Below are 25,945 nucleotides of genomic sequence, written 5' to 3'. Positions count from 1 at the left end.
CATTAAACAAAAAAAGCCGAACATCACTGTTCGACTTTAAGTCGGGGTGGCAGGATTCGAACCTGCGGCCTCCTGCTCCCAAAGCAGGCGCGATAACCGAGCTACGCTACACCCCGAAAGCGGATGCAAAGATAAAACTAATTTTGAATTTTACAAGTGATACTATAAAATTGAATGCGATTATTTTTAAATAGTTAAAACTGATGATTTTTAGACCTGAAAATTTTAATAAAAAACATACATTTGTACTTATAAAAAAGTAAAATTTATTTAATATGTCCACTACAATAGAAAAAATAAAATGTCTTATTATAGGATCTGGTCCAGCTGGTTATACCGCTGCTATTTATGCTGCCAGAGCTAATATGAATCCAGTTTTATACCAAGGAATGCAGCCTGGTGGTCAATTAACCACAACAAATGAAGTGGAAAACTTTCCTGGTAATCCAAAAGGTATAACTGGTCCTGAAATGATGGTTGGATTGCAGGAGCAAGCTCAACGTTTTGGTACTGATGTTCGTGATGGGTGGGCAACCAAGGTTGATTTTAGTGGAGATGTTCATAAAGTTTGGATTAATGACAGTATTGAATTGCATTGTGATACAGTTATAATTTCAACAGGAGCATCGGCAAAATATTTGGGATTGCCATCAGAACAACATTATTTGAAAATGGGTGGAGGTGTTTCTGCTTGTGCTGTTTGCGACGGTTTTTTCTACAGAAATCAAGAGGTGGTGATTGTTGGAGCAGGAGATTCTGCTTGCGAAGAAGCGCATTATTTGTCTAAAATGTGTAAAAAAGTGACAATGCTTGTGCGAAGTGAGAAATTCAGAGCTTCTAGAATTATGGAAGAACGCGTTCGCAAAACCGAAAATATTAGTATTTTAATGAATCACGATACGATTGAGATATTAGGAGACGGTCAAGTTGTTACTGGTGTGAAAGCAAAAAACAAAACTACGGGAGATGTTTTTGATATTCCTGCAACTGGTTTCTTTGCTGCCATTGGACACAAACCCAACACCGAAATTTTTGCAGACTATCTTACTCTTGATGAAACGGGTTACATTCTTAATATCCATGGAACTTCAAAAACCAATATTGCTGGCGTTTTTGTTGCCGGTGATGCTGCAGACCACGTATATCGTCAGGCAATTACCGCTGCGGGAACGGGATGTATGGCAGCTTTGGACGCTGAAAGATATTTGGCTTCGAAAGAATAATCTGAAAGGGTAAATTATAAAAAAAAAGCCTCAATTGTAATGATTGAGACTTTTTTGTTTGCGATTATTTTGTTGGTTTTTTAATCAAGGTTGCAGAATCAGCGAAACGCTTTATTTCGATTTTTGGGTCACCATAGATTTTAATTTCTGAATTTCCTGAAGCGTCAACACTTAGACTTGTTTTAGCATTGACACTTCCTTTCGAATAACTTTCAGCAATTAATTCGGCATTTTTTGCAATAAGATTGTTTCCTGTAAAATCAGCATTATTATCTAGTCGGATAGCAGCATTGGTCACATCTCCTTCTATAATTGCTTTCGATTTTTGGTACAAATCACACTTTAGGTCTATTGAGTTGATTAAAGCTTTTAATGTAGCATTTTTACTCAATTCGATGGTTGCGTTCTCCGATTTCAAATTAAGTTCGGTTTTTGATTTATCGTCTGAATGCAAGATAAAATTCCCTGAATTAACGTTTAAATTAAGTTTAGAATTGCCATAAGTATTAAATGAAATATCGTCCAATTGGATTTCCTGTATGGCATTAATAATGGATTCATCTTTAGATGTTGCCATTTTAAAATCTTTAGTATAAGTAACTCTAACGATTAGTTTTTTGTAATTTGTTGCTTCTTTCGAAGTGCTTATTCGAAGCGTATTTGAACTTAAATCGATACTAACAATACTATGCAGATTGTCGTCGGCTTCAATTTTTAAATCACTTTTTTCGCCTCTATCTAAAAATACTTCGATATTATCTCCCACTTCAAGGGAGTCAAAATTGCCAATTTCCCTTTGTTCAATGGTGACTGTTTTGGATCCTTTTATTTTTTCTTTTTTCTGTGCCAAGGCCACTGTGGAAATTAAAATAAGTAGAAGTAGAGAGGTGTATTTTTTCATTTTGGGTTGAATTAAGTATTTTACAAATATAGAAAAATCATCCACTTTTGATGAATGATTTTCCTGATTTTTGGCAAAATAAATCCTTATTCTTTTTCGACGCTTCCGCCAGAACTTGTGCTTTTCTCGATTGATTTTGGGGTGATATTATAGTTTACGTCACCACCACTTGAAGCCTTTGCATCTAAATTTACAATTGGATGTACATTGATGGAACCTCCACTTGATGCTTTTGCAATCACGTTATTTACTAATAAATCGTTGGCATCAATATCGCTTCCGCTAGAGGAATTTGTTTCCAGTTTTAATGCTTTTCCGTCGATGTTTATGGAACTGCCACTGCTTGCTTTGCAATAAATGGCATCAAATTCGAGACTTAAGTTTATATCTGCTGCGCTTGACGATCTCAAATCAATGTTTTCGCCTTTTAAAGTATTTCTGCTTTTGATTGTAGAAGCACTTGAAGCTTGTAAACCTTCAATAATTGGCATTTTTACCGTAACTTTTCTTGATGTTACATCTATAAAAGAACTGTATTTACAAGTAATAATGAGGACTCCATTTTCTACTTTTGTAGTAATTTCATTTTGCAAATTGTCATCAGCTTCTATAATGATTTCTGTTTTATCTGATTGTTCAACCTCTAGATCGATGGCGTTACTGACCTTAATGCTTTTAAAATCGGCTTCCACCATTCGGTTTTCGGTTGTCACATGGCCGCTTCCTGTTATTGATTTGAAATCTCTCGAATAGATGCAAGAAGAAAACAACAATGCGATTAAGGTAACAATTATAAATTTTGTGATGATTGTGATAATTTTTATCATGACTAATTTGTTTTTACTATTTCTCCATCTTTATTAACTGATAACCCTTTTTTGCTGCCAGTTTTATTTTCTGTTACAACTTCTCCGTTTACAGTTACGGTTGTAGTAACAACAGTATCTGCCACTGCGTTATTTTCAACATCATTGTATTCGTTTTCATTTTCAGGGCAATTTAAGCATTTTACTTGGTTATTTTCAACTCTGTAAATGTAATCTTCAGAACTAAAATGCATATTAAAATAGTCATCATCAGAACGATCATAATCCTCAACATTAGAATTAGCTTTGAATAGAATCCCTTTTGGTAAGAAAAGGGTGACTTCTATTTCTTGATCACGAAATTTATTTTTTAAATCAGTCAATAGATAGTTGTCTAAAATCAATTGATTTCCAACAATTTTGTATCCGTATTTTATTTGTTCTGCTCTTTTTTTTGCTTCGAACAAAGTTTTCCCTTTTGCCTCTTTTTCAATTTGAATGTATGCTACTTTTTCATCCGTTTTCTCAATTCTAAAAGTTACTTGGTTTGAATATATAACGTCTGTGCCAGTAGAATCTTGTGTGATTTTAAAATCATTTCGATCATTGATGTTTTTTGCATAATAGTCATTGTGTTTGAATTTTATAAATAATGTATCTGTTGATTTCAGATTGATTGTTTCTTTTTGGATGACTCTTCCATCAATTGCAAAGGCAGTTGCTTGTTTTATTCCAATGGCAATTGCTAGCGAAACCGAGATTAACCAAACAGCAAGCAAAGTATATTTGGCAATATTTCCGATAGACTTCATATTTGGAGACAACAGTTTGAAACCCAGTAGTGCTAAGAAAAAGAAAGGAATTCCCACGGCAAAAAACATCAATAATCCAAATGTCCAAACTGGATAATCAGTAAAATTTCCAGCTTCGATAAAACCCTGCCACGGCACACTAATAAACGTGGAGGTACCCAAAGTGAATACACCAATGAATAAGCTAACAAGAGTTAACAACCCAGCCATTATCAAAATTACACCAAGAAATTTAGAAAATGCTCTCAAAACTGCAATAATGAAATTGCCAAAAGAACTTCCAACTTTTTCAGCTCCAGTTTTTATGCGGTTTCCCATTTCGTCATAATTCGCATTTTTGAATTTCTCAGAAACAGTATCAAATTCTTCACGAACCTTTTTTTCGATGTTCGAAATGGTTACTGGTTCGCCTGTCATTTCTAGTTTTTGGGCTGTTGTGCTTGCCTCTGGCATTACAATCCAAAGTATGATATAAGCCAAAACACCAGTTCCCCATGCAAAAAGCATTATCAGAAGAAAAATTCGTAACCAAACTTTGTCTATCCCAAAATAATGTCCCAAACCTGCAAGAACGCCACCAATCATTCCGTTGTCTTTGTCGCGATACAATTTTCTGGTTTTTGAAGAAGAGTAAGAATAACTGCTTGATTTATTTTCAGTTTCTTCCTCATCAATTCTATAATCTTCAGGTTGACCCATTACAGCGATAACTTCGTCAACGTCTTTCATCGCTACTACATGTTTTTCGGATTTTTGTTTCTCAGTCAATAATTCCGAAACACGCATTTCGATGTCTTTTATGATTTCATCTTGTCCTGATGAATTGGATAGCGAACGTTTTATGGCGTCAAAATAACGTGTTAGCTTTTGATAGGCATCTTCATCAATATGGAAGAACATTCCGCCTAAATTTATGTTTACAGTTTTGTTCATGACTATTGTTTTTGTTTTGTGATTAGGTTTACAGCATCGGACAATTCAGTCCAAGTACCATTTAATTCGTTTAAAAATGTATGTCCAATTTCGGTCAGTCCATAATATTTTCTTGGTGGACCTGATAATGATTCTTCCCAACGATAGTTGAGTAATCCGTCGTTTTTTAATCGGGTGAGCAACGGATAAACCGTTCCCTCCACAACCAATAATTTTGCGGTTTTCAAGGTGTCCAATATTTCCGAAGTGTATGCTTCTTTGTCTTTTAAAACAGACAAGATACAAAACTCGAGAACCCCTTTTCGCATTTGGGCTTTTGTGTTTTCAATGTTCATGATGCTCTTTTTGTTTTTTTGATTGAATTAAACTGTTCATTTTTTGATTGATTTGATGATTATTTTATAAAATTAATTGTCAGCGGATATTTATAGTTCTCTCCATTAGAAGTTTTTACTGCGGCAAAAATTATCAGGAAAAATTCAGCAACTTTCAGTCCAATAAAAGTGAAAATTGCAATTAATGCCACAATTACGATTCCAGTGATATTTTCAATACTTAAACTATTGAAGATTAAATCGTGTTCATTTATGATAGTATTGAATGAAATCGTGCTGAAAACCGTGAAAATTAAAATAGGAATGGCAATCATAGCAAGAACCAGTGAATATAACAATAAGCTCAATTGAAAATTAAGTACTTGCTTCCCATTATAATCTATAAATACCGATTCGTCTTTTTTTGAACTCCAAATCAATATTGGAAAAATATAATTTCCAAACGGTATGAAATATTGACTTAAAGTACTCAAATGAATAAAAGTTGCCGTGTTATTTTCGCTAGTTGTTTCCATAATTTAAAAGTATATAGTAATTTCTTATGCAAATATATGTCTATTAGACGGTATCTTGTATCACATAGTAGTGTATGTTAACAAAAATTTAACAATTTTAAAAGAGTTGCAAAATACAAATTGAATAAAATATCCCGAGAATAAAGGGCTTAATAGAATTTTACAATAGTTTGGTAGCGACTAAAATTTATTACAATTTTATTGTTAATTTTACAAAACAAAATAGCAACGATGAAAATTACTAAATCTGGTTTGAATAAATTTCTGTTATTAAAGTTGCCGTCGGCATTTATATGTGGAGTCAGGGTAAAACAAATTGACGAAGATAAATGCGTGGTAACCGTCAAACACCGCTGGATCAACCAAAACCCATTCAACTCTATGTATTTTGCCGTTCAAGCTATGGCAGCCGAACTTTCAACTGGAGCTTTGGTTATGTTTCAAATTCAAAAAAGCGACAAAAAAATATCAATGTTGGTGGCGAATAATAAAAGTAACTTTACTAAAAAAGCAACAGGAAGAATAACTTTCGTTTCTAATGATGGCTTATTGGCGCAACAAGCCATTCAACAAGCTATTGCAACGGGTGAAGGACAAACATTTTGGATGAAATCGATAGGAACTAACGAAAGTGGAGTGCAAGTTTCAGAGATGGATTTCGAATGGAGTGTTAGGGTAAAATCAAATTAGTTTATCCTTAAATGTTAAGTTTCACAACATTGTTGATTTTTTGAATTTGAATAATTTTTGTAGATACAATGAATGTTGAGATTAACAAAGTTGGAATGGGATATAGATGTCGGGAGACTTTGTCAGCATCTTAAGGACACTGTATAACTGTACTAAAGTTCAGCTTTGCAAAATGTTTCGAGCCGATGGTTATATGAAATGTTTGAGTTCCGTAGGAACGGAATATATTGTAGCAACGGATTTTTATCCGTTGAATAAAAATGATGAATTAAATGAAAATCCCGTAGGGATGGCGTATTTTTAGTAAAAGTATAAAAGCAAAAAAAAGCTTCGTTGACTAAACGAAGCTTTTTTAATATAAGGTATGGTGAATTAATAATTATTTAGAAGCCTACAAGCTAACCTTAAGTTTAATTTTAAAAATCTATTCTAAAATTGAATCATTACAAAATTAGATAAACTAAAATGGGATAATCTTAAAATTATATTAAAGTTTTATGACTGTCCACTAAGCGTACTAATAACCCAATAAAGTGCACAGATGACACGGATTAGACGGATTTTTGCTGCTATTAATATAAAAATTCGTTTTTATCGGTTTAAATCCGTGTCATCCGTGTGTCATTTTCAAAATGTAAGCAAACGGATTGTCATATAAAGTCTTATACAGTGAAAGAGGTATTTTTTTATTTGCAAATTATAAATAGTAAACTTCAAATAAAAATAGTGACAATTTGACATTTTACGAGATTTGGCAGTACTTTTGCAATCTAAACGAAAGTATAAAAATGAACTTTAAGAATATTTTTAAAAATAATACGAGAATGACGACTGAAAACACGCTAAATGACGAAATTGTTAATCAAAATCCAATTGAGAACAATGAAAATAATTCTGAAACCTTAGACTCAACTATTGAAGAACGAGTAGAAGAAATATCAAGAGAAGAACAATTATCTCAAGATTTAGCCTCCGAAAAAGATAAATTCCTGCGTTTATTCGCTGAGTTTGAAAATTACAAACGAAGAACTACAAAAGAGCGTATCGAATTGTTCAAAACTGCAAATCAAGAAGTTTTGTTAGCGATGCTTCCCGTTTTAGATGATTTTGACAGAGCATTAGCCGAAATCAAAAAAACAGATGACAATATTTTGATTCAAGGTGTTGAACTCATTCAAGAAAAGTTAAAAAGCACATTGATTTCAAAAGGTTTAGAAGAAGTCGAAATAAAAGCAGGAGATGCTTTTGATGCTGATTTTGCCGAAGCAATCACTCAAATTCCAGCTTCATCACCTAAAATGAAAGGAAAAATTGTCGATGTTATTGAAAAAGGATACAAATTGGGCGACAAAATTATTCGTTTTCCAAAGGTTGTAATCGGGAACTAAAACAACAAATTATAAACCCCAAATCCCAAAAGAGGTAAATTAAGATTTGATTTTTTGAATTTTAAAATTGCTTGTTTTTTGGGTTTTGTTTTTTGGAATTTAAACAATTATGAAAAAAGATTTTTACGAAATACTTGGCATTAGCAAAAGTGCCGATGCTGCCGAAATAAAAAAAGCATACCGAAAAAAAGCACTCGAATTTCATCCTGATAAAAACCCAGGAAATGCAGCTGCAGAAGAAAAATTCAAATTGGCTGCCGAAGCATACGAAGTATTAAGCGACCCAAATAAAAAAGCTAAATATGATCAATATGGTCATCAAGCCTTTGAAAATGGAGGTGGTGGCGGTAGTTATGGCGGCGGTCATATGAATATGGATGATATTTTCAGTCAATTTGGAGATATTTTCGGAAGTGCCTTTGGTGGGGGCGGTGGTTTTGGTGGGGGCGGTGGTTTTGGTGGAGGCGGTTCGCGCCGTGTAAAAGGAAGTAACCTTCGTATAAAAGTAAAACTGACTCTCGAAGAAATTGCCAATGGTGTCGAGAAAAAAGTTAAAGTAAAAAGAAAAGTTCAAGCACCTGGAGTAGCTTATAAAACGTGTTCTACTTGTAATGGTCAAGGTCAAGTAATGCGTGTGACAAACACGATTTTGGGACGAATGCAATCAGCTTCAACGTGTCCAACATGTGGTGGTTCAGGTCAAATATTAGACAAAAAACCATCAGAAGCAGATTCTCAAGGAATGATTCTTGATGACGAAACGGTTACCATAAAAATCCCAGCAGGTGTAGTTGACGGAATGCAATTGAAAGTTTCTAATAAAGGAAATGATGCTCCCGGAAATAGCGTTCCTGGGGATTTAATTGTTGCTATCGAAGAAATTGAACACGAATTTTTGAAGCGTGAAGGCGAAAATTTACACTTTGATTTATACATTAGTTTTTCCGAAGCAGTTCTAGGAATTTCAAAAGATATCGAAGCTATAAACGGGAAAGTGAGAATCAAACTCGAAGAGGGAATTCAATCAGGAAAAATTCTACGGTTGAAAGGAAAAGGAATCCCAAGCATCAACGGTTACGGAACTGGAGATTTATTAGTTCACGTTAATGTTTGGACACCAAAAACACTAAACAAGGAACAAAAACAGTTTTTCGAAAAAAATATTACAGACGAAAATTTTATTCCAAATCCAGAAAAAGGGGATAAATCCTTTTTTGAGAAAGTAAAAGATATGTTCTCATAATTTTTAATTATGCGAATTTTTCCCATCCTTGTGAAAATAAGGGTGGGTTTTTTTGTTTTATTTAACACCTAATTAGCACTATTTTTCTATTTTTACAAACCCGAGGCCAATAAGGCCGAACAGATGAAATAAATCATAAATTAGAATGGGTAATATACTTGAAGTTAAAAATGTTGTCAAGAAATATGGTGATTATGTGGCACTTAACGAAGTTTCACTGACGGTTCCAAAAGGAAGTATTTATGGACTTCTTGGTCCAAATGGAGCTGGTAAAACATCATTAATCAGAATCATCAATCAAATCACAATGCCCGATAGTGGCGAAATTATTCTTGACGGTGAAAAATTAAGTCCAAAACACATTCAACATATTGGTTATTTACCCGAAGAACGTGGTTTGTACAAATCAATGAAAGTGGGTGAGCAATGCTTGTATTTGGCGCAAATGAAAGGACTTTCAAAAGCGGAAGCAAAAAAACAATTGGAATATTGGTTCGAAAGACTGGGAATTCAAGGTTGGTGGAACAAGAAAATACAAGAACTTTCAAAAGGAATGGCGCAAAAAGTACAATTCGTAGTTTGCGTTTTACATAAACCAAAATTATTGATTTTCGATGAACCTTTTTCAGGATTTGACCCTGTAAATGCCAACATAATTAAAGATGAAATCCTTGAATTAAGAAATCAAGGTTCTACCATAATTTTCTCTACACATCGAATGGAAAGCGTTGAAGAATTATGTGACCATATTGCATTAATTCACAAATCGAATAAACTCCTCGAAGGGAAATTAGATGATATCAAACGTAAATTCAGAACCAATAGTTTTGAAGTTGGTATTTTGTCGGATAATGTAGAAGGATTGATGTATGATATTACACAGAAATTCAAAGTGGGTCAAACCGATTTTAAATCATTAAACAATGAATTAAAATTAGAAATTCAACTGGGAAATGCAACACCAAATGAGCTATTAAATATACTTGTACAAAGAGGACAAGTGACACATTTTATGGAAAAAATACCAAGTGTCAACGATATTTTTATTCAAGCAGTAACAGAAAATAAAAATCAATAAGGGAATTCCAAATTCCAAAGTTTGGATTTTGAAATTTTAAAATTTGTAATTTACAAAGAATGAGTAACATTATATCATTAATAATAAAAAGAGAATTTGTTGCCAAAGTGCGCAACAAGTCATTCATTGTAATGACTTTTTTAAGTCCGTTGCTTTTTGTAGGAATAGCTGCTTTTGTTGGTTATTTGAGTTCTATGAAAGCCGACACAAAACGGGTCGCCATTCACGATGAAACAGGTTTGTTTACCAATGAATTTCTGTCTTTAAACAAAAAAGATGGAGAATATAAATATTATGATTTATCTCCAATTGATGTCAAATTTTTAAAGGACAGCATCACAAACGAGAACTTCGAAGGGTTGTTATACATACCAAAAGTAGCTAATGACAAGGATTTAGAAAGTAAAATCCAGTTTATCTCAAACGAAAGTCCAAGTATTTCATTTATCGAAAAGGTGCAAGGTGTAATTGCAAAAAAACTTACCAAAGACAATTTCGAAAAAGCAAAATTAGACACATTGGCAATAAAAAATGCCCAAGCCAAAGTGAGTATAAGCTTAGCAAAAGCATCCGGAGAGAAAAGTGTAAAAGGACTCAATGAAACTAAGATTATCATTGGAGGTGCATTCGGCTATCTCATTATGATGTTTATCATTATTTATGGCAATATGGTGATGCGCAGTGTCATTGAAGAAAAGGCAAATCGCATCGTCGAAATCATCATTTCCTCGGTAAAACCGTTTCAATTAATGATGGGGAAAATTATAGGAACTTCATTGGCAGGATTACTGCAATTCTTTATTTGGGCAATTCTTGGGATGACACTTATGTTTGCCGCCTCAGCATTTTTGGGGATTGATGCCAGCCCAACAGCAAAACTTCCACCCGATGTTATTATGTCAGCACATCAAGAATTTGCATTCAGTGCCAAAATGATTTTTAAGGAATTATGGGGTTTACCCATTGCTACAATTCTCATTAGTTTTGTTATTTATTTCATAGGAGGCTACTTTTTATACAGTTCGTTTTATGCGTCAATTGGTGCTGCGGTTGATAGCGAAACCGATTCGCAACAGTTTCTTTTGCCTATCATAATGCCATTAGTTTTGGCAGTTTACATCGGATTTTTTACCGTTATCAACGATCCTCACGGAACAGTTGCTACCGTATTTTCGATGATTCCGCTCACATCGCCTATCGTTATGTTAATGCGAATTCCGTTTGGTGTGCCTTGGTGGCAATTGGCAATTTCTATCACCTTGCTTTTCGGAACCTTCTTTTTTGTGGTTTGGTTTGCCGCAAAAATTTACCGAGTGGGAATATTGATGTACGGCAAAAAACCAACTTGGAGAGAATTATATAAATGGTTAAAATATTAAAATAATTAGGAGCTATTTCCCGCTTTCCGTTGCAATCTTTTTTTAAACCTATAAGGTTTTCAAAACCTTATAGGTTTGAAAAAAAAAGGATTTCCACTGCAATCGGGGCTAGGAAATTCGGCTATAAATAAACTTGCGAACTTTGCGAAAAACTTTGCAAACTTTGCGGTAAAACAACAAATAAATGAGCAAAATACTAATCATAGAAGACGAAGCCGCTATTCGAAGAGTGCTTTCAAAAATACTTTCCGAAGAAAGTGACACTTATATTGTTGAAGATGCCGAAGATGGAGTTCAAGGTTTAGAAAAAATAAAAAACAACGATTACGACCTCGTTTTGTGCGACATTAAAATGCCAAAAATGGACGGAGTTGAAGTTCTTGAAGCTGTCAAAAAAATAAAACCCGAAATTCCGATGGTAATGATTTCTGGTCACGGAGATATGGAAACTGCCATTCAAACGATGCGTTTAGGAGCTTTTGATTACATTTCGAAACCACCAGATTTGAATCGATTGTTGAATACCGTTCGCAATGCGTTGGACAAAAAGCAACTTGTGGTTGAGAACAAGATTCTCAAGAAAAAAGTCAGCAAGAATTACGAAATGATTGGCGAAAGCGAGCCTATTAATCACATTAAATTGATGATTGAAAAAGTTGCACAAACCGAAGCTAGAGTTTTGATAACTGGACCAAACGGAACTGGAAAAGAACTCGTTGCTCATCAATTGCACGAAAAAAGCGAAAGAGCTAATTTCCCGTTAATCGAAGTAAACTGTGCTGCTATTCCAAGTGAATTGATTGAAAGCGAATTGTTTGGTCACGTGAAAGGTGCTTTTACATCAGCGGTAAAAGATCGTGCAGGAAAGTTTGAAGCTGCTAATAACGGAACGATTTTCTTGGATGAAATTGGCGATATGAGTCTTTCGGCTCAAGCCAAAGTTTTGCGTGCTTTGCAGGAAAATATAATCACGAGAGTGGGTGCTGACAAAGACATTAAAGTTGATGTTCGAGTTGTTGCGGCCACCAATAAAGACTTGAAAAAAGAAATTGCCGAAGGTCGTTTTCGTGAGGATTTGTATCACCGATTGGCAGTGATTCTAATTAGTGTACCTTCGTTGAATGAAAGACGAGATGATATTCCGTTGTTGATTGCCCATTTTGCCGAAAAAATTGCTTCCGAACAAGGAAGCGTAGTAAAACATTTTTCAAAAGAAGCTGTGAAATTACTTCAGGATTACGATTGGACAGGAAATATTCGCGAATTGCGAAATGTCGTAGAGCGATTGATTATCCTTGGCGGAAACGAGATTTCCGAGAATGACGTGCAACTGTTTGCAAGTAAATAAAAGCCCCAAATCCCGAAGGGAAAAAAATAAAAAATCGAAAGAATCTAAAGAAGCAAAATGATTTTTTTTAGATTTTTAGATTTTTTTAATTCTTTAGATTAAATATATGAAACTAAAAAAAATAAACGAAAATCTTCAAAACGCACTCATCGATAATGGTCTTACCGATGCCAATGACTTGCAACAAGAAACATTTTCGACCATTAAAAGTGGTGCTGATTGTATTATTATTTCTCCAGATGGAAGTGGTAAAACAACAACAATAGTTATCAACGTCATTCAGAAATTAGCTGGAACAAACGAAGAATCACCACGCGCTTTGATTATATTAGAAGATAAAACCAAGGTTTTAGAAATGGTATCCCTTTTTGAAAAATATGGAAAACATTCTAATTTGGAAGTCTATGGCGTTCACGACAAAGGAGATATGGATTATGATAAAAATTATATTTCTACAGGAATCGATGTTTTGATTGGGACACCAAATAAATTGAGTGATATGTTTAGTACAGCTGGTTATAATGTTAACAGACTAAGAATGTTTATCCTCGATGATGCAGATTCTATTTTGAAACTGCGTCACGAAACTCGAATTATGCGTATATCGAATAGTATTGCTAAGACCCAACGTATAATTTTTTCTGATGTTTACACTGAAAGAATTGAAATTCTTGCCGAAAAAATGTTGGTAGAACCATTTGAATTTAATTTTGATGTAGAGGAGGATGACGATGAAGACGATGAAGATGGAGACTCTGAAGAGGAAGAGGAAGAGTAATTGATATTCAACAACAACAAACAAAAAACAATAGTATGGGATTAATGAAAGTGTTTTCGGGAAGTGAAATATTAGCGGTTTCACTAAAAAGTAAAATTGAGGAAATAGGTGTAGAAACAGTTATTAGAGATAACAATCAATCTAATGTTTTCCCTAGTATGGAAAATGCAAAAGCAGTCGAATTATTCATTCAAGAAACTGATTTTGCAAAAGCCAATCCTGTAATTGAAGAATTTAGGTTGAGTATTTAAAATTTGTATATTTGTTTTCGAATAATTCTTTAAGATGGATATGGATGCAAGAAAAATAGAATTAGTGGATTGGTTGCTACATATTGAAGAAAGCAAGCTAAAAAAAATTATAGCGCTTAAATCTGTCTTGGATAAAGAAGTTGTGGCTCATACTATTAGTGGTTATCCAGTGGATAGGGAAGGATATATCAATATGGTTAAAGAAGCCGATGAGCGAATTTCATCAGGAAAATATACTTCAATTGAAGATTTAGAAAAAGAAATCGAGAATTGGTGTGTTTCTTCGGGCAAAGAGGAGGAAGTTGATTTATCTGTTAGAAAATATAGTTTTATAGAAGAAATATTTAAAGTTGAAATCGATACTTTTGAAAAATTGGAAAAAATTTTGAAAAAAGAGAAATTGAATAAAATTGGAGTTCCTTCAGAACATAAAGGTGAATTGGATAAAAGACTGGAATCTTATAGAAAGAATACTCAAGATTTATTGGATTGGGATCAGGTAAAGAAGGAATGGTAATGAAATACAAGTTGAAATTGTTGCCCATAGTTTATCAAGATTTAAGAATAGCAAAAAAAAGGTATTTAGAAATAAATACAGAATTAGGTGAAGATTTTAAGTTGAAAGTAAATGAAGAGTTGGATTATATTAAGCAATATCCAAAACATTACCAAAAAAGACATAAAGAATTAAGGCAAGCAATAGTAGCAAGATTTCCATTTACAGTTTATTATTTAATTGAAGAAGAATTAAAGATGGTTGTTGTTATTGGAGTTTTAGCTCAAAAACAAAGTTTTGACAGAATTAAAAAACGATTGTAATAATAGAAAATGACCGCTTCAAAAGAGCGGTTTTTTGATGAAATGTACTGGAAATATAAAATTATAAATAATGAAATATAAAATGCTGGTGGTCGATATGGACGACACTTTGTTGTCCGATGATCATAAAATTTCGACTGAAAATGCAGCTATGCTTTTGAAAGCACAGGAAATGGGAGTTTATGTTGTTTTGGCTTCAGGGAGACCTACATCAGCAATGATAGAATATGCAAAGGAATTACAATGTGACATCAATAATTCCTTTATGATTTCTTTTAATGGATCCACAATTACCGATTTAAAAGAAGATAAGGTTCTTTTTGAACACTCCTTGACCAAAGAACAAATCCATTCTATTTACGATTTTAGTCAACAAAATAATACGCATATTATTACTTATTTAGATAATAGAATTATCAGCGAAAAGCATTCAGAATATATTGATATTGAAAGTACAATAACGGGTTTAGAACTTGTTATTGTGCCGAGTTTTAAAGATGCGGTAACCACTTCGGCAGTGAAATGTTTGTTGCTAGAAGAACCTACTTATCTTAAAACGGTTGAGCCTAAATTGAAAGCTGCAATGCCTGATTTGAGTGTCTGTATGTCGAAACCTTTTTTCTTGGAAGCCGCTCCTAATGGTGTTGACAAAGGAGCTGCCATTCAAATTTTGGCCGAAAGACTCAATATTCATCAAAGTGAAATTATTGCTATCGGAAATGCCGAGAATGATTTAACGATGGTGCAATATGCAGGTTTAGGTGTTTGGGTAGATAATGTTGATACAGAATTAAGAGAATTTGGAGATGTTATTGTGGCATCTAATAATGATGATGGTGTTGCCGAAGTAGTTCGGAGATTTATTTTGGAATAATCTATTACGATTTTTTTCCTCAATATTTTTGGTATTGAGGATTTTTTTAGACTTTTTGAAGAAATAGGTAATAATTCATTTTCATAGCCCTTGAAATTTGTTTCCTATCCTAAAATGGCTTTAATTTGGTTTTTAATACTATTTAAAATCTAAAAAAAAGTTTATGGAAGAGTTTGTTGAAACGATAAACAATATAATTTGGAGTAACGCCTTAATCATTTTATGTCTAGGAACGGGACTTTACTTTTCAATCCGTACCCGATTTTTGCAAGTGCGTCATTTCAAAGAAATGTTTCGTTTGTTATTTGATGGCAAAAGCACTGATTCTGGGGTTTCTTCTTTTCAAGCCTTGTCAATGTCATTAGCGGGAAGAGTTGGTACAGGAAACATTGCAGGTGTGGCAACGGCTATTGCATTTGGAGGTCCTGGTGCTATGTTCTGGATGTGGATGGTGGCTTTTTTAGGAGCAAGCACTGCTTTTGTTGAAGCAACTTTGGCACAAATTTATAAAGAAAAACATCTTGGGGAATTTCGTGGAGGGCCCGCTTTTTATATAGAAAGAGGTTTGGGAGTAAAATGGTTTGGAATTTTATTTGCCATTGTCTCAGTAATTTCGGCAGGTATTTTATTGCCAGGCGTGCAAGCGAATTCTATTGCCGAAGGGTTACAAAATGCCTTTCAAATAAATACTTTATATACAGGAATTGGAGTTGCATTATTGTTTGCAGCCATTGTTTTTGGTGGTGTAAAAAGAATTGCAAAATTCACAGAATATATAGTTCCTTTTATGGCAATTGGTTATATCATTATTGCATTGATAATCATTGCAGTTGATATTAATAGATTGCCAGAATTGATTTCTTTAGTTTTTAAAAGTGCTTTTAATATGGAAGCAGGTTTTGGAGCTGTGTTCGGTCTTGCCATTCAGTGGGGAGTTAAAAGAGGAATTTATTCCAATGAAGCGGGTCAAGGAACGGCACCACATATTGCGGCTGCTGCCAATGTTTCGCATCCAACAAAACAAGGTTTAGTTCAATCTTTTTCTGTTTATATTGATACTTTGTTAGTGTGTTCTGCAACTGGATTTATGCTTTTGATAACTGGGAAATACAATGTAATTAATCCTGTTTCTGGTGCAGATGGTGCTCAACAATTTTTATATGAAGGGGCTAAAAACATTGCTTCTGGACCTGGATATACTCAAAGTGCAATGGATACTATTTTTCCTGGTTTGGGTGGTTATTTTGTGGCCATCGCTTTATTTTTCTTCGCCTTTACAACAATTGTAGCTTACTATTATATTGCCGAAACAAATATTTCCTACATCACACGTAAAATCGAATCGCCTCTTTTTTATCATATTTTGAAAGTATCTATGATTCTAGTTGTTGTTTATGGAGCAGTTAATCAAGCGCAATTGGCTTGGGCAATTGGCGATATTGGAGTTGGATTGATGGCTTGGTTTAATATTATTGCTATTCTTTTATTGCAAAAACCAGCTTTAGCGGCTTTAAAAGATTATGAAAAACAGAAGAAGGAAGGAAAAGACCCAACGTTTCATCCTGAAGATATAGGTGTTATGAATGCTCATATTTGGAATACCATTGACAAACATAAAGGCGAATAGTAATTTTTTTAACTATTCTAAAGCTTCTAAAAACAGGATTTTCATACTGTTTCTAGAAGCTTTATTTTTTTATAGGCTAATTACTTTATTAATCTATCTTTGCACCTTTTTAAAATTGTTTAGAAACTAAAACTTCTAAACGTATAACCTTTCTAAACTCAAAAATGATTACAGTTAACGATATCTCCGTTCATTTCGGTGGAACTACTTTATTTAGTGATGTTTCTTTTGCTATTAATGAAAATGATAAAATTGCCCTTATGGGAAAAAACGGAGCTGGAAAATCAACACTTTTAAAGATTATTGCAGGCCAAAGTAAACCGTCAACAGGAAATATTTCAGCACCAAAAGAAGCTGTAATTGCCTATTTACCGCAGCATTTATTAACGACCGATGGAGCGACTGTAATGGAGGAAACTTCTAAAGCATTTGGAGAAATCTTTAGTATGAAAGCAGAGATTGACGAAATCAATGAGCAATTGACCGTTCGTACTGATTATGAAAGTGATGCCTATATGAAATTGATTGAAAGAGTTTCGGACTTAAGTGAGAAATTTTATGCCATTGAAGAAGTTAATTATGAAGCTGAAGTAGAGAAAATTCTAATTGGTTTGGGTTTTGAACGTGAAGATTTCTCCCGTCAAACGTCTGAGTTTTCTGGTGGTTGGAGAATGCGAATCGAATTAGCCAAAATCCTTTTGCAAAAACCAGATTTGATTTTATTAGATGAACCTACAAACCATATGGATATTGAAAGTATTCAATGGTTGGAAGACTTCTTGATTAATTCTGCCAAAGCTGTGGTGGTTATTTCTCACGATAGAGCTTTTGTCGATAATATTACTAATCGTACTATTGAAGTAACGATGGGACGAATTTATGATTACAAAGCAAAGTATTCTCATTATTTAGAATTGAGAAAAGATAGGAGAGTGCATCAGCAAAAAGCATACGATGAGCAACAACGAATGATTGCTGATAATAGAGCGTTTATTGATCGTTTTAAAGGAACGTTTTCAAAAACGGATGCCGTTCAATCTCGTGTTAAAATGCTTGAAAAACTAGTAATTGTTCAAGTTGATGAGGTTGATACTTCGGCTTTAAAGTTAAAATTTCCACCGGCTGCTCGCTCGGGTCAATATCCTGTGATTGTAAAAGAAATGTCCAAATCTTATGGAGATCACGTCGTTTTTAAGGATGCCAATATTGTTATTGAAAGAGGTCAAAAAGTAGCTTTTGTTGGGAAAAATGGAGAAGGAAAATCGACAATGATTAAAGCTATTATGAAAGAATTAGCTGTCGATAGCGGTTCTGTTGAAATTGGTCACAATGCTCAAATTGGCTATTTTGCACAAAATCAAGCAGCATTATTAGATGAGAATGCTACTATTTTTGAAACCATTGATGATGTTGCAGTAGGAGATGTTCGAACTAAGATTAAAGATATTCTAGGTGCTTTTATGTTTCACGGTGATGATGTGACTAAAAAAGTAAAAGTACTTTCGGGTGGTGAGAAAACGCGTTTAGCAATGATTAAGTTATTGCTAGAACCTGTGAATTTATTGATTCTCGATGAGCCATCGAATCACTTGGATATGAAAACCAAAGATATTATCAAAGATGCCTTGCGTGATTTTGATGGAACTTTGATATTAGTTTCGCACGATAGAGATTTCTTGGACGGATTGGCAACAAAAGTTTTTGAATTTGGAAACAAACGAGTGAAGGAACATTTTGAAGATATTGCCGGTTTCTTGGCTCACAAGAAAATGGAGAATTTGAGAGAGATTGAAAAGTAATTTTTCAAAGTTTTTTAATGATGTTCTTCTGGAAATGTTGTGAACATTCATTTTTTTTCTTTTCAAACCATTAAGATATTAAGAATAATGCAAAGCTTAATTTCCTTAATATCTTAATGGTTTAAAGATTTGTATTTTAAATGTTTTGATTTTTTATGCAACTCATTAGAACCTTTAAATGAAAGAGGCTATTTCATCAAGAAACAGCCTCTTTTTTTATAATCGTATCCCCGGAGGGAGTAACTCTTTATAAATAGGATTTTTTTTAAAAAAAACTACAATTTTAGGAAGGATTGGCACTACTTTAAGTTTCCTCTCGATAGCTATTAACATAATTTGTTTGAGTAAGTTTGAAATAAAAATCTCATCATTAAATAAATCTGGGACATTAATCTTTGTCAAAAATATTTTTTTCTCCTGAAATGAATATTCTACTGTTACCAATCCTTTTTCGGTTATAGTTTCAAATTGTCTTGCAAAAGTATTGTCTTTGATTTCTATATTGACGGCAGGTTCCATACTATTTTTTTATTTCATTGCTGCTTCTTTCCAAAATTTTTTAGATTTAGAAAAGCAACCTTTACAAAGGTATCGATTTGATTTTCAATATCAAATGATTTTAGGTTGTATCTGGGTTTTATGTTTTTCTTGTCAAGAAATAGCTATAATTTCTACTTTTTCGGCTGGGATTTATTTCATATCTGTGTGGATTTACTTCAAAAAGGGAAGTTGTAAAAAATTATAATGTTAATATAAAGTTGTAATCGAAGTTGGTTTCATTAAAAAAAATTAATTTTATAAAAAATTCGAGATTGTCAATCGGATTACTGTTGAAAAATAGTTAAAACCCATTATGAGTAAAATACCAGTTTATTTTATGCCAGGATTAGCGGCAAGTTCTACAATTTTTGAGCGGATTGTACTTACAGAAGATGTTTTTGAAACGATACTTTTAGAATGGGAAATCCCTTTGGATAAAGAGACTTTGCCAGAATACGCAAAACGAATTACTCAAAAGATAACGCATCCAAATCCAGTTTTGATAGGAGTTTCTTTTGGAGGGATTTTGGTTCAAGAAATGGCAAAATTTATTGATACCAAAAAGGTTATTATTATTTCTAGTGTCAAAAGTAATTTGGAGTTTCCAATAAAAATGAAGTTGGCTAAAACTACAAAAGCGTATAAACTCATACCAACTAATTTACTTTCGAATGTTGAAAGTCTGGCTAAATTTTCTTTTGGACCTAAAATAAATCAGCGACTCAAGTTATATGAACGATTCCTCGCCGTTAGGGATAAACGTTATTTAGATTGGGCAGTAGAACAAGTGATTTTGTGGGAAAGAATAGTTGTTGATGAAAAAGTAGTACACATTCACGGAGATGCAGATGATGTTTTTCCGATAAAATACATCCAAAATTGTATTGTAGTAAAAGGTGGAACTCACATAATGATTTTGAGTAAATACAAGTGGTTGAATGAAAATTTGCCTAAAATTATTTTGGATTCAAATTAGGAACTAATTTATTAATTTACATTAAATCAGATATGAAAATGACTATAGGAACAATTTTTATTTTAATCTGCATCGGATTAGTATCTGGAATGCTTAGTGGACTTATAGGAATAGGAGGCGGAATTATTATTGTCCCAATGCTTCTTTTGCTGGGATTGACGCAACAACAATCACAAGGGACAAGTCTTGCTGTAATGTTACCGCCAATTGCTTTTTTGGCAGTATTGAATTATCATAGAGCTGGACAAATCGAATGGAAATATGCCGTAATTATTTCAGCATTGTTTATCGTTGGGAGCTATTATGGTAGTAAAATAGCAATCGGAATTGATCAAAAAACATTAAAAAAAATATTCGGTTTTGTATTGTTGCTTATTGCAGGTGATATGCTTTTTAATAAATAATGCGATCAAGGGTTAAAAATAAACCTCTAACATACTTCGTATTAAACCTAACAGGTTTTTGAAACCTGTTAGGTTAGCCTTGAACCCCAAAAAGTTATAAATTCAACCCTTGATTTGCGTAAATAAAAAAACACCAAGTAAATTTGGTGTTTTGTTTTAATCTCTATTTTTTCATCTCCCTCTCCTTTGGAGAGGGTTGGGGAGAGGGTTATATTTTCTTCATTTGATCTTTCATCATCTTGATTTGTTCGCCTAGCATATTTTGTTTATCTAACTTTCTAGCTTCATTAAGTAGGTTTGTTGCTTCCAGTTTTCTTCTACGAGTCATCGCAACTCCAGCTAGATTTAATTTGGCGACAGCTAAATCCATATCCATTGATAATCCCAATTCGATTGCTTTTTTGAAATATTTTTCAGCTTGATTTACGTTTGTTTGTGAAACCATAATTCCGTGCAAATAATTAAAATATCCTTGTTGTTTTCTAACTAAAGCTGCTTCGGGATTTTTGATGTAGGCTAACCATTTTTTAGCGCCTTCAAAATCTTGTTTTCTTAATTTTAAGAAGGCTAATAAAATAAATTCATTTTTAAAGTAAAGAAAAATAGGAATCGCAGTCAGCAATAAAAGGAAAATTCCATTGCCAATATTAGATTCGGTAAATTGCCAAACAGCAGTAGCTACAATAAGTCCGGCGATAATAAGTTTGATATTTTTATGAAACATAATGTGTAAATTTATATCAGCAAAGATAGCAAAATGAATTAAAAAAAAAATTATAAAACAACTTGCCAGAAATAAAAGTCTTTGTATATTTGCACTCGGTTTGCGAATAACGGAATTCCAAACTACCAACCACATTTAAATACATTTTTTAAAGATACAAAGCAATGAGCAAAAGAACGTTTCAACCATCGAAAAGAAAAAGAAGAAATAAGCACGGATTTATGGACAGAATGGCTTCTGCAAATGGAAGAAAAGTCCTAGCTCGTCGTAGAGCAAAAGGAAGACACAAATTGACTGTTTCTTGCGAACCAAGACATAAAAAATAATGTTTCTATAAACATCATAAAGGCGTTACTTTTTTTAGTATCGCCTTTTTTTATACCTTTTCATTAAAAACGTTTAAAGTTTCAGGTTTAAAGTTAGTTAGCAACTTGAAACTTGAAACTTGAAACCAAAAAAATAAAAAAAATGCCAAAAGACAATTCAATAAAATCAGTTTTAATAATAGGTTCAGGTCCAATAGTTATAGGGCAAGCGTGCGAATTTGATTATGCAGGTTCTCAATCTGCTCGTTCTATTCGAGAAGAAGGAATCGAAGTCATCTTGATTAACTCGAATCCTGCAACTATTATGACGGATCCATCAATGGCCGATCATATTTATTTGAAACCATTGACCACAAAATCTATTATTGAAATCCTAAAAGCACATCCTCAAATCGATGCTGTTCTACCAACAATGGGTGGACAAACAGCACTGAACTTATGTCTTGAAGCTGACGAGAAAGGAATTTGGGCTGATTTTGGAGTAAAATTAATTGGTGTTGATGTTAATGCCATTAATATTACCGAAGACAGAGAAAAATTCAAGCAACTTTTAGAAAAAATTGGAGTTCCTTCTGCACCTGCAAAAACAGCTACTTCTTTCCTTCAAGGAAAAGAAATTGCACAAGAATTTGGCTTTCCATTAGTTATTCGTCCTTCGTTTACTTTGGGAGGAACTGGAGCTGCTTTTGTGCATAAAAAAGAAGAATTCGACGAAAAACTAACTTACGGATTAGAAATGTCTCCTATCCATGAAGTCTTGATTGATAAGGCTTTGTTGGGTTGGAAAGAATATGAATTAGAACTTTTAAGAGATAGAAATGACAACGTAGTTATTATTTGTTCTATCGAAAATATGGATCCAATGGGAATTCATACTGGAGATTCAATTACTGTGGCACCAGCGATGACTTTGTCGGATACTACTTTCCAAAGAATGCGTGATTATGCAATTTTGATGATGCGTAGTATCGGAAATTTTGCTGGAGGTTGTAATGTGCAATTCGCCGTTTCGCCTGACGAAAAAGAAGATATTGTGGCGATTGAAATCAATCCTCGTGTATCTCGTTCTTCTGCTTTGGCATCAAAAGCAACGGGTTATCCTATTGCGAAAATTGCTTCGAAACTGGCTTTGGGTTACAATTTAGATGAATTACAAAACCAAATTACCAAATCGACTTCGGCTCTTTTCGAACCGACTTTGGATTATGTAATCGTGAAAATACCACGTTGGAATTTCGATAAATTCGAAGGTGCCGACAGAACTTTGGGACTTCAAATGAAATCTGTGGGTGAAGTTATGGGAATTGGACGTTCGTTTCAAGAAGCTTTGCATAAAGCCACACAATCTTTGGAAATCAAAAGAAATGGGCTAGGAGCTGACGGAAAAGGATATACCAACTACGAACAAATTATCGAAAAACTGACTTTTGCAAGTTGGGATCGTGTTTTTGTAATTTATGATGCCATCGCAATGGGAATTCCGTTGGGTCGTATTCACGAAATCACTAAAATTGATATGTGGTTCCTAAAACAATATGAGGAATTATACTCTTTGGAAAGAGAAATATCCAATTTCAAATTGGAAACATTACCAAGAGAATTGCTTTTGGAAGCAAAACAAAAAGGTTTTGCCGACAGACAAATTGCTCATATGTTAGGTTGTCTGGAAAGTCAAATACACGCTTTAAGAATGTCGATGAACATTAATCGTGTGTTTAAATTAGTTGACACTTGTGCTGCGGAATTCAAAGCTTTGACACCTTATTATTACTCGACTTTTGAGGCTGAAATTGAAAAAGCAAACGGAGAACGCTACGTTCATAACGAAAGTATTGTAACTGAAAAGAAAAAAATAATTGTCTTGGGTTCAGGACCTAATAGAATTGGACAAGGAATCGAATTTGATTATTCTTGTGTTCACGGCGTTTTGGCAGCCAAAGAATGTGGTTACGAAACGATTATGATTAACTGTAATCCAGAAACGGTTTCGACTGATTTTGATACTGCTGATAAATTGTATTTCGAGCCAGTATTTTGGGAACATATTTATGATATTATTCAACACGAAAAACCAGAAGGTGTTATCGTACAATTAGGTGGGCAAACCGCTTTGAAAATAGCTGAGAAGTTAGCCAAATACGGAATTAAAATTATAGGAACTAGCTTTGATGCTTTAGATTTAGCTGAAGATAGAGGACGTTTTTCTGATTTATTAACCGATTTAAAAATTCCTTTCCCACAATTTGGTATTGCCGAAACAGCTGACGAAGCTTCTGCTTTGGCAGATACTTTGGATTTTCCATTATTGATTCGTCCTTCTTATGTTTTGGGTGGTCAGGGAATGAAAATCGTGATTAACAAACAAGAATTAGAAGAACACGTTATCAATTTATTGAAAACGATTCCAGGAAATAAATTGCTCTTGGATCATTATTTGGATGGTGCCATTGAAGCTGAAGCAGACGCGATTTGCGATGGTGAAAACGTGTATATCATTGGAATAATGGAACACATCGAGCCTTGCGGAGTACATTCTGGTGATAGTAACGCCACTTTGCCACCATTTAATTTGGGCGAATTTGTGATGACACAAATAAAAGATCATACCAAGAAAATCGCTTTGGCTTTGGAAACCGTTGGTTTGATTAACATTCAGTTTGCGATAAAAGACGATATCGTTTATATCATTGAAGCGAATCCTAGAGCTTCTCGTACTGTGCCATTTATTGCTAAAGCTTACGGAGAACCTTATGTAAATTATGCCACAAAAGTAATGTTAGGTGTGAATAAAGTAACGGATTTCAAATTCAATCCGCAGTTAAAAGGATACGCGATTAAGCAACCGGTTTTCTCTTTCAGCAAATTCCACAATGTGAACAAAGCTTTGGGACCAGAAATGAAATCTACCGGAGAAAGTATCCTGTTTATTGACGATTTGAAAGACGATCAGTTTTATGAATTGTACTCTAGAAGAAAAATGTATTTGAGTAAATAAACTTGAGTTTAGATATTGAAAAAGCCCCGGTTGGGGCTTTTTTTATTTGTAGATACGAGCGAGACGCTCGCACCCAATGTCATTAAGTTAAGGAATTTCTATATTGCATCTTTCTGATTTTTAAGCACAAAGGGTCTTATTCGATTTCGATATTTGCCTATATTTCTAGGATTACTTCTATCAGGTCGAATGGGTATTGTGTTTTTGAGAAACAATATTTGTAATTCTAAAAACACATCTTCCAAAGCACCTTCTTTAAAAAGCAATTCTAAAACTCTATTTTTCAAAAAACCATAGGTCAGGTTTACATTTATCTTGTAATCTAATTTCGTCTTTTGATTTTTGAGTTCTAATTCTTCTTGTAAATCATTCACGATAGTCGATTGCAAATTACTGATAAAAACGGCACAGAAAAAATCTTGCAACACACTCATTTTTGAATAACCTGTAAAATATTCTAGTTTTATTTTATTCTTCAATTCATCATAGTAGGTTTCTATTTTCCATCTCAAAAAATATAATTCTTTGAACATTTTTGATGGATATTTTTGGCTATCCAATAACGAAGTCATTAAGATTCCTACCTCTCCATTTGGCAAATCAACTCGAACTAATCGTATCTGTATAGAAGTATTTTTGTCGTATTCCTTGTTTTTAAAACAATGTTTTTCCTGTGGAAATATTTCTACAACCAAAGACTTTTTACCACTAGAAACAAATGAAATTACCGCCTTACTTTGTGTAGTAGTTGCTCTTATTACGAAATTTACACCTTTTTTAAGGTGTTCATATTTAAAGTCATACGATGGATATCCTCGATCATAAATAATTAAATCATTCTTTTTCCATCTAAAAATATGTTTTAGAGCCAGTTCTCTTTCCCCAATTCCTGAATTCTCCAAAACTGAATCTAAAGCAATATGATTTAACAAATCGTACAAAACCGAAGTTCTACCTTGAACAACACTTGTATTGGTATTATTCTTTGATTCTCCAAACTCTTTTTTTAAATCTTCAGTATAAGGAAGAGTAACTTTTGACCCATCTACAGCAAGCAGTCTAAATCCTGCAAATAACTCAATTGTTGTGTTACTCTCAACATAAGTATTCTCTACAATTACTTCCGATAAATATTTAAAAACTTCCGGATTAATTTTCATCCGTTTTTGCACAAAAGCACT

27 protein-coding genes and 1 tRNA gene are annotated in these 25,945 nt (G+C 33.6%); 19 read left to right on the top strand and 9 right to left on the bottom strand.

What is annotated here, in order from left to right:
- Window positions 1–41: 41 nt before the first annotated feature.
- A tRNA-Pro gene (locus PHC28_RS00925) sits at window positions 42–116 on the bottom strand.
- 159 nt (window positions 117–275) lie between these two features.
- Between PHC28_RS00925 and trxB the strand changes: the two genes are divergently transcribed.
- A complete protein-coding gene (gene trxB, locus PHC28_RS00920; RefSeq protein ID WP_300095645.1) occupies window positions 276–1,223 on the top strand; it encodes a thioredoxin-disulfide reductase in 948 nt (315 codons plus the stop codon).
- A gap of 64 nt (window positions 1,224–1,287) precedes the next feature.
- Here trxB and PHC28_RS00915 read toward each other — a convergent pair whose 3' ends face one another.
- The 5 genes from PHC28_RS00915 to PHC28_RS00895 form a co-directional block, all read right to left on the bottom strand.
- A complete protein-coding gene (locus tag PHC28_RS00915; protein WP_300095642.1) occupies window positions 1,288–2,124 on the bottom strand; it encodes a DUF2807 domain-containing protein in 837 nt (278 codons plus the stop codon).
- A gap of 86 nt (window positions 2,125–2,210) precedes the next feature.
- A complete protein-coding gene (locus tag PHC28_RS00910) occupies window positions 2,211–2,951 on the bottom strand; it encodes a head GIN domain-containing protein (RefSeq protein WP_300095639.1) in 741 nt (246 codons plus the stop codon).
- Window positions 2,952–2,953: 2 nt separating this feature from the next.
- Window positions 2,954–4,675 carry a PspC domain-containing protein gene (locus tag PHC28_RS00905; RefSeq protein ID WP_300095634.1) on the bottom strand — a complete coding sequence of 574 codons (1,722 nt, stop codon included), beginning with the start codon at window positions 4,673–4,675 and terminating at the stop codon, window positions 2,954–2,956.
- Between the two features lie 2 nt (window positions 4,676–4,677).
- Window positions 4,678–5,010 (bottom strand): PadR family transcriptional regulator, encoded by a 333-nt coding sequence (locus PHC28_RS00900; RefSeq protein ID WP_300095631.1) that lies wholly within the window; start codon window positions 5,008–5,010, stop codon window positions 4,678–4,680.
- A gap of 59 nt (window positions 5,011–5,069) precedes the next feature.
- Complete coding sequence (locus PHC28_RS00895) at window positions 5,070–5,525, bottom strand: DUF4870 domain-containing protein (protein WP_300095628.1); 456 nt, start codon at window positions 5,523–5,525, stop codon at window positions 5,070–5,072.
- A 231-nt stretch (window positions 5,526–5,756) separates the two neighbouring features.
- Between PHC28_RS00895 and PHC28_RS00890 the strand changes: the two genes are divergently transcribed.
- The 14 genes from PHC28_RS00890 to PHC28_RS00825 all read left to right on the top strand — a co-directional run bounded on the left by PHC28_RS00890 (window position 5,757) and on the right by PHC28_RS00825 (window position 18,799).
- The gene (locus PHC28_RS00890) at window positions 5,757–6,215 is read left to right on the top strand and encodes a DUF4442 domain-containing protein (RefSeq protein ID WP_300095625.1); all 459 of its coding nucleotides are present in this window, start codon (window positions 5,757–5,759) and stop codon (window positions 6,213–6,215) included.
- A gap of 172 nt (window positions 6,216–6,387) precedes the next feature.
- The gene (locus tag PHC28_RS00885; protein ID WP_300095622.1) at window positions 6,388–6,519 is read left to right on the top strand and encodes a hypothetical protein; all 132 of its coding nucleotides are present in this window, start codon (window positions 6,388–6,390) and stop codon (window positions 6,517–6,519) included.
- Between the two features lie 484 nt (window positions 6,520–7,003).
- Window positions 7,004–7,603: a nucleotide exchange factor GrpE gene (locus PHC28_RS00880; protein ID WP_300095619.1), complete on the top strand. Its 600-nt coding sequence runs from the start codon at window positions 7,004–7,006 to the stop codon at window positions 7,601–7,603.
- A 109-nt stretch (window positions 7,604–7,712) separates the two neighbouring features.
- A complete protein-coding gene (gene dnaJ / locus PHC28_RS00875) occupies window positions 7,713–8,846 on the top strand; it encodes a molecular chaperone DnaJ (protein WP_300095616.1) in 1,134 nt (377 codons plus the stop codon).
- Window positions 8,847–8,991: 145 nt separating this feature from the next.
- Window positions 8,992–9,924, top strand: a complete 933-nt coding sequence (locus tag PHC28_RS00870; protein ID WP_300095613.1) for an ABC transporter ATP-binding protein — start codon at window positions 8,992–8,994, stop codon at window positions 9,922–9,924.
- Between the two features lie 59 nt (window positions 9,925–9,983).
- Entirely contained in the window at window positions 9,984–11,303 is a 1,320-nt protein-coding gene (locus tag PHC28_RS00865) for an ABC transporter permease (protein ID WP_300095610.1), read from the top strand.
- A 184-nt stretch (window positions 11,304–11,487) separates the two neighbouring features.
- Entirely contained in the window at window positions 11,488–12,651 is a 1,164-nt protein-coding gene (locus PHC28_RS00860) for a sigma-54 dependent transcriptional regulator (protein WP_300095607.1), read from the top strand.
- 106 nt (window positions 12,652–12,757) lie between these two features.
- Window positions 12,758–13,429 carry a DEAD/DEAH box helicase gene (locus tag PHC28_RS00855; RefSeq protein WP_300095604.1) on the top strand — a complete coding sequence of 224 codons (672 nt, stop codon included), beginning with the start codon at window positions 12,758–12,760 and terminating at the stop codon, window positions 13,427–13,429.
- Between the two features lie 35 nt (window positions 13,430–13,464).
- Window positions 13,465–13,680 (top strand): DUF2007 domain-containing protein, encoded by a 216-nt coding sequence (locus PHC28_RS00850; protein WP_300095601.1) that lies wholly within the window; start codon window positions 13,465–13,467, stop codon window positions 13,678–13,680.
- 40 nt (window positions 13,681–13,720) lie between these two features.
- Window positions 13,721–14,197 carry a hypothetical protein gene (locus PHC28_RS00845; RefSeq protein ID WP_300095598.1) on the top strand — a complete coding sequence of 159 codons (477 nt, stop codon included), beginning with the start codon at window positions 13,721–13,723 and terminating at the stop codon, window positions 14,195–14,197.
- Window positions 14,170–14,499: a type II toxin-antitoxin system RelE/ParE family toxin gene (locus PHC28_RS00840; protein ID WP_300095595.1), complete on the top strand. Its 330-nt coding sequence runs from the start codon at window positions 14,170–14,172 to the stop codon at window positions 14,497–14,499. The genes PHC28_RS00845 and PHC28_RS00840 overlap by 28 nt, the downstream gene beginning before the upstream one ends.
- Before the next feature lie 70 nt (window positions 14,500–14,569).
- A complete protein-coding gene (locus tag PHC28_RS00835; RefSeq protein ID WP_300095592.1) occupies window positions 14,570–15,373 on the top strand; it encodes a Cof-type HAD-IIB family hydrolase in 804 nt (267 codons plus the stop codon).
- Window positions 15,374–15,536: 163 nt separating this feature from the next.
- Window positions 15,537–17,000, top strand: a complete 1,464-nt coding sequence (locus PHC28_RS00830) for a sodium:alanine symporter family protein (RefSeq protein ID WP_300095589.1) — start codon at window positions 15,537–15,539, stop codon at window positions 16,998–17,000.
- Between the two features lie 164 nt (window positions 17,001–17,164).
- Window positions 17,165–18,799, top strand: a complete 1,635-nt coding sequence (locus PHC28_RS00825; RefSeq protein ID WP_300095586.1) for an ABC-F family ATP-binding cassette domain-containing protein — start codon at window positions 17,165–17,167, stop codon at window positions 18,797–18,799.
- Between the two features lie 216 nt (window positions 18,800–19,015).
- Here the strand turns inward: PHC28_RS00825 and PHC28_RS00820 are convergent, their stop codons facing one another.
- Window positions 19,016–19,318, bottom strand: coding sequence for an N-acetyltransferase (locus PHC28_RS00820; RefSeq protein WP_300095583.1), 303 nt, complete (start codon window positions 19,316–19,318; stop codon window positions 19,016–19,018).
- A 334-nt stretch (window positions 19,319–19,652) separates the two neighbouring features.
- Here PHC28_RS00820 and PHC28_RS00815 point away from each other — a divergent pair, with 334 nt between their 5' ends.
- Together PHC28_RS00815 and PHC28_RS00810 are read left to right on the top strand one after the other, a co-directional pair.
- Window positions 19,653–20,315: an alpha/beta hydrolase gene (locus PHC28_RS00815; RefSeq protein ID WP_300095581.1), complete on the top strand. Its 663-nt coding sequence runs from the start codon at window positions 19,653–19,655 to the stop codon at window positions 20,313–20,315.
- 38 nt (window positions 20,316–20,353) lie between these two features.
- Entirely contained in the window at window positions 20,354–20,719 is a 366-nt protein-coding gene (locus PHC28_RS00810; protein ID WP_367277967.1) for a TSUP family transporter, read from the top strand.
- Between the two features lie 208 nt (window positions 20,720–20,927).
- On the opposite strand, the gene PHC28_RS00805 is transcribed toward PHC28_RS00810, so the two are convergent.
- Window positions 20,928–21,443: a DUF2892 domain-containing protein gene (locus tag PHC28_RS00805; protein WP_300095575.1), complete on the bottom strand. Its 516-nt coding sequence runs from the start codon at window positions 21,441–21,443 to the stop codon at window positions 20,928–20,930.
- Window positions 21,444–21,607: 164 nt separating this feature from the next.
- Between PHC28_RS00805 and rpmH the strand changes: the two genes are divergently transcribed.
- Together rpmH and carB are read left to right on the top strand one after the other, a co-directional pair.
- Entirely contained in the window at window positions 21,608–21,769 is a 162-nt protein-coding gene (rpmH, locus tag PHC28_RS00800; protein ID WP_007136275.1) for a 50S ribosomal protein L34, read from the top strand.
- Between the two features lie 142 nt (window positions 21,770–21,911).
- The gene (gene carB / locus PHC28_RS00795) at window positions 21,912–24,764 is read left to right on the top strand and encodes a carbamoyl-phosphate synthase large subunit (protein WP_300095571.1); all 2,853 of its coding nucleotides are present in this window, start codon (window positions 21,912–21,914) and stop codon (window positions 24,762–24,764) included.
- A 98-nt stretch (window positions 24,765–24,862) separates the two neighbouring features.
- Here carB and PHC28_RS00790 read toward each other — a convergent pair.
- Window positions 24,863–25,945: IS4 family transposase (locus PHC28_RS00790; RefSeq protein WP_300095568.1), on the bottom strand; the 1,083-nt coding region annotated here is incomplete at its 5' end.

This window comes from Flavobacterium sp., from assembly GCF_028712645.1.
Classification (GTDB): Bacteria; Bacteroidota; Bacteroidia; order Flavobacteriales; family Flavobacteriaceae; genus Flavobacterium.
Note: the sequence above shows the minus strand (reverse complement) of the source record. Positions and strands in the feature narration are given on the sequence as shown.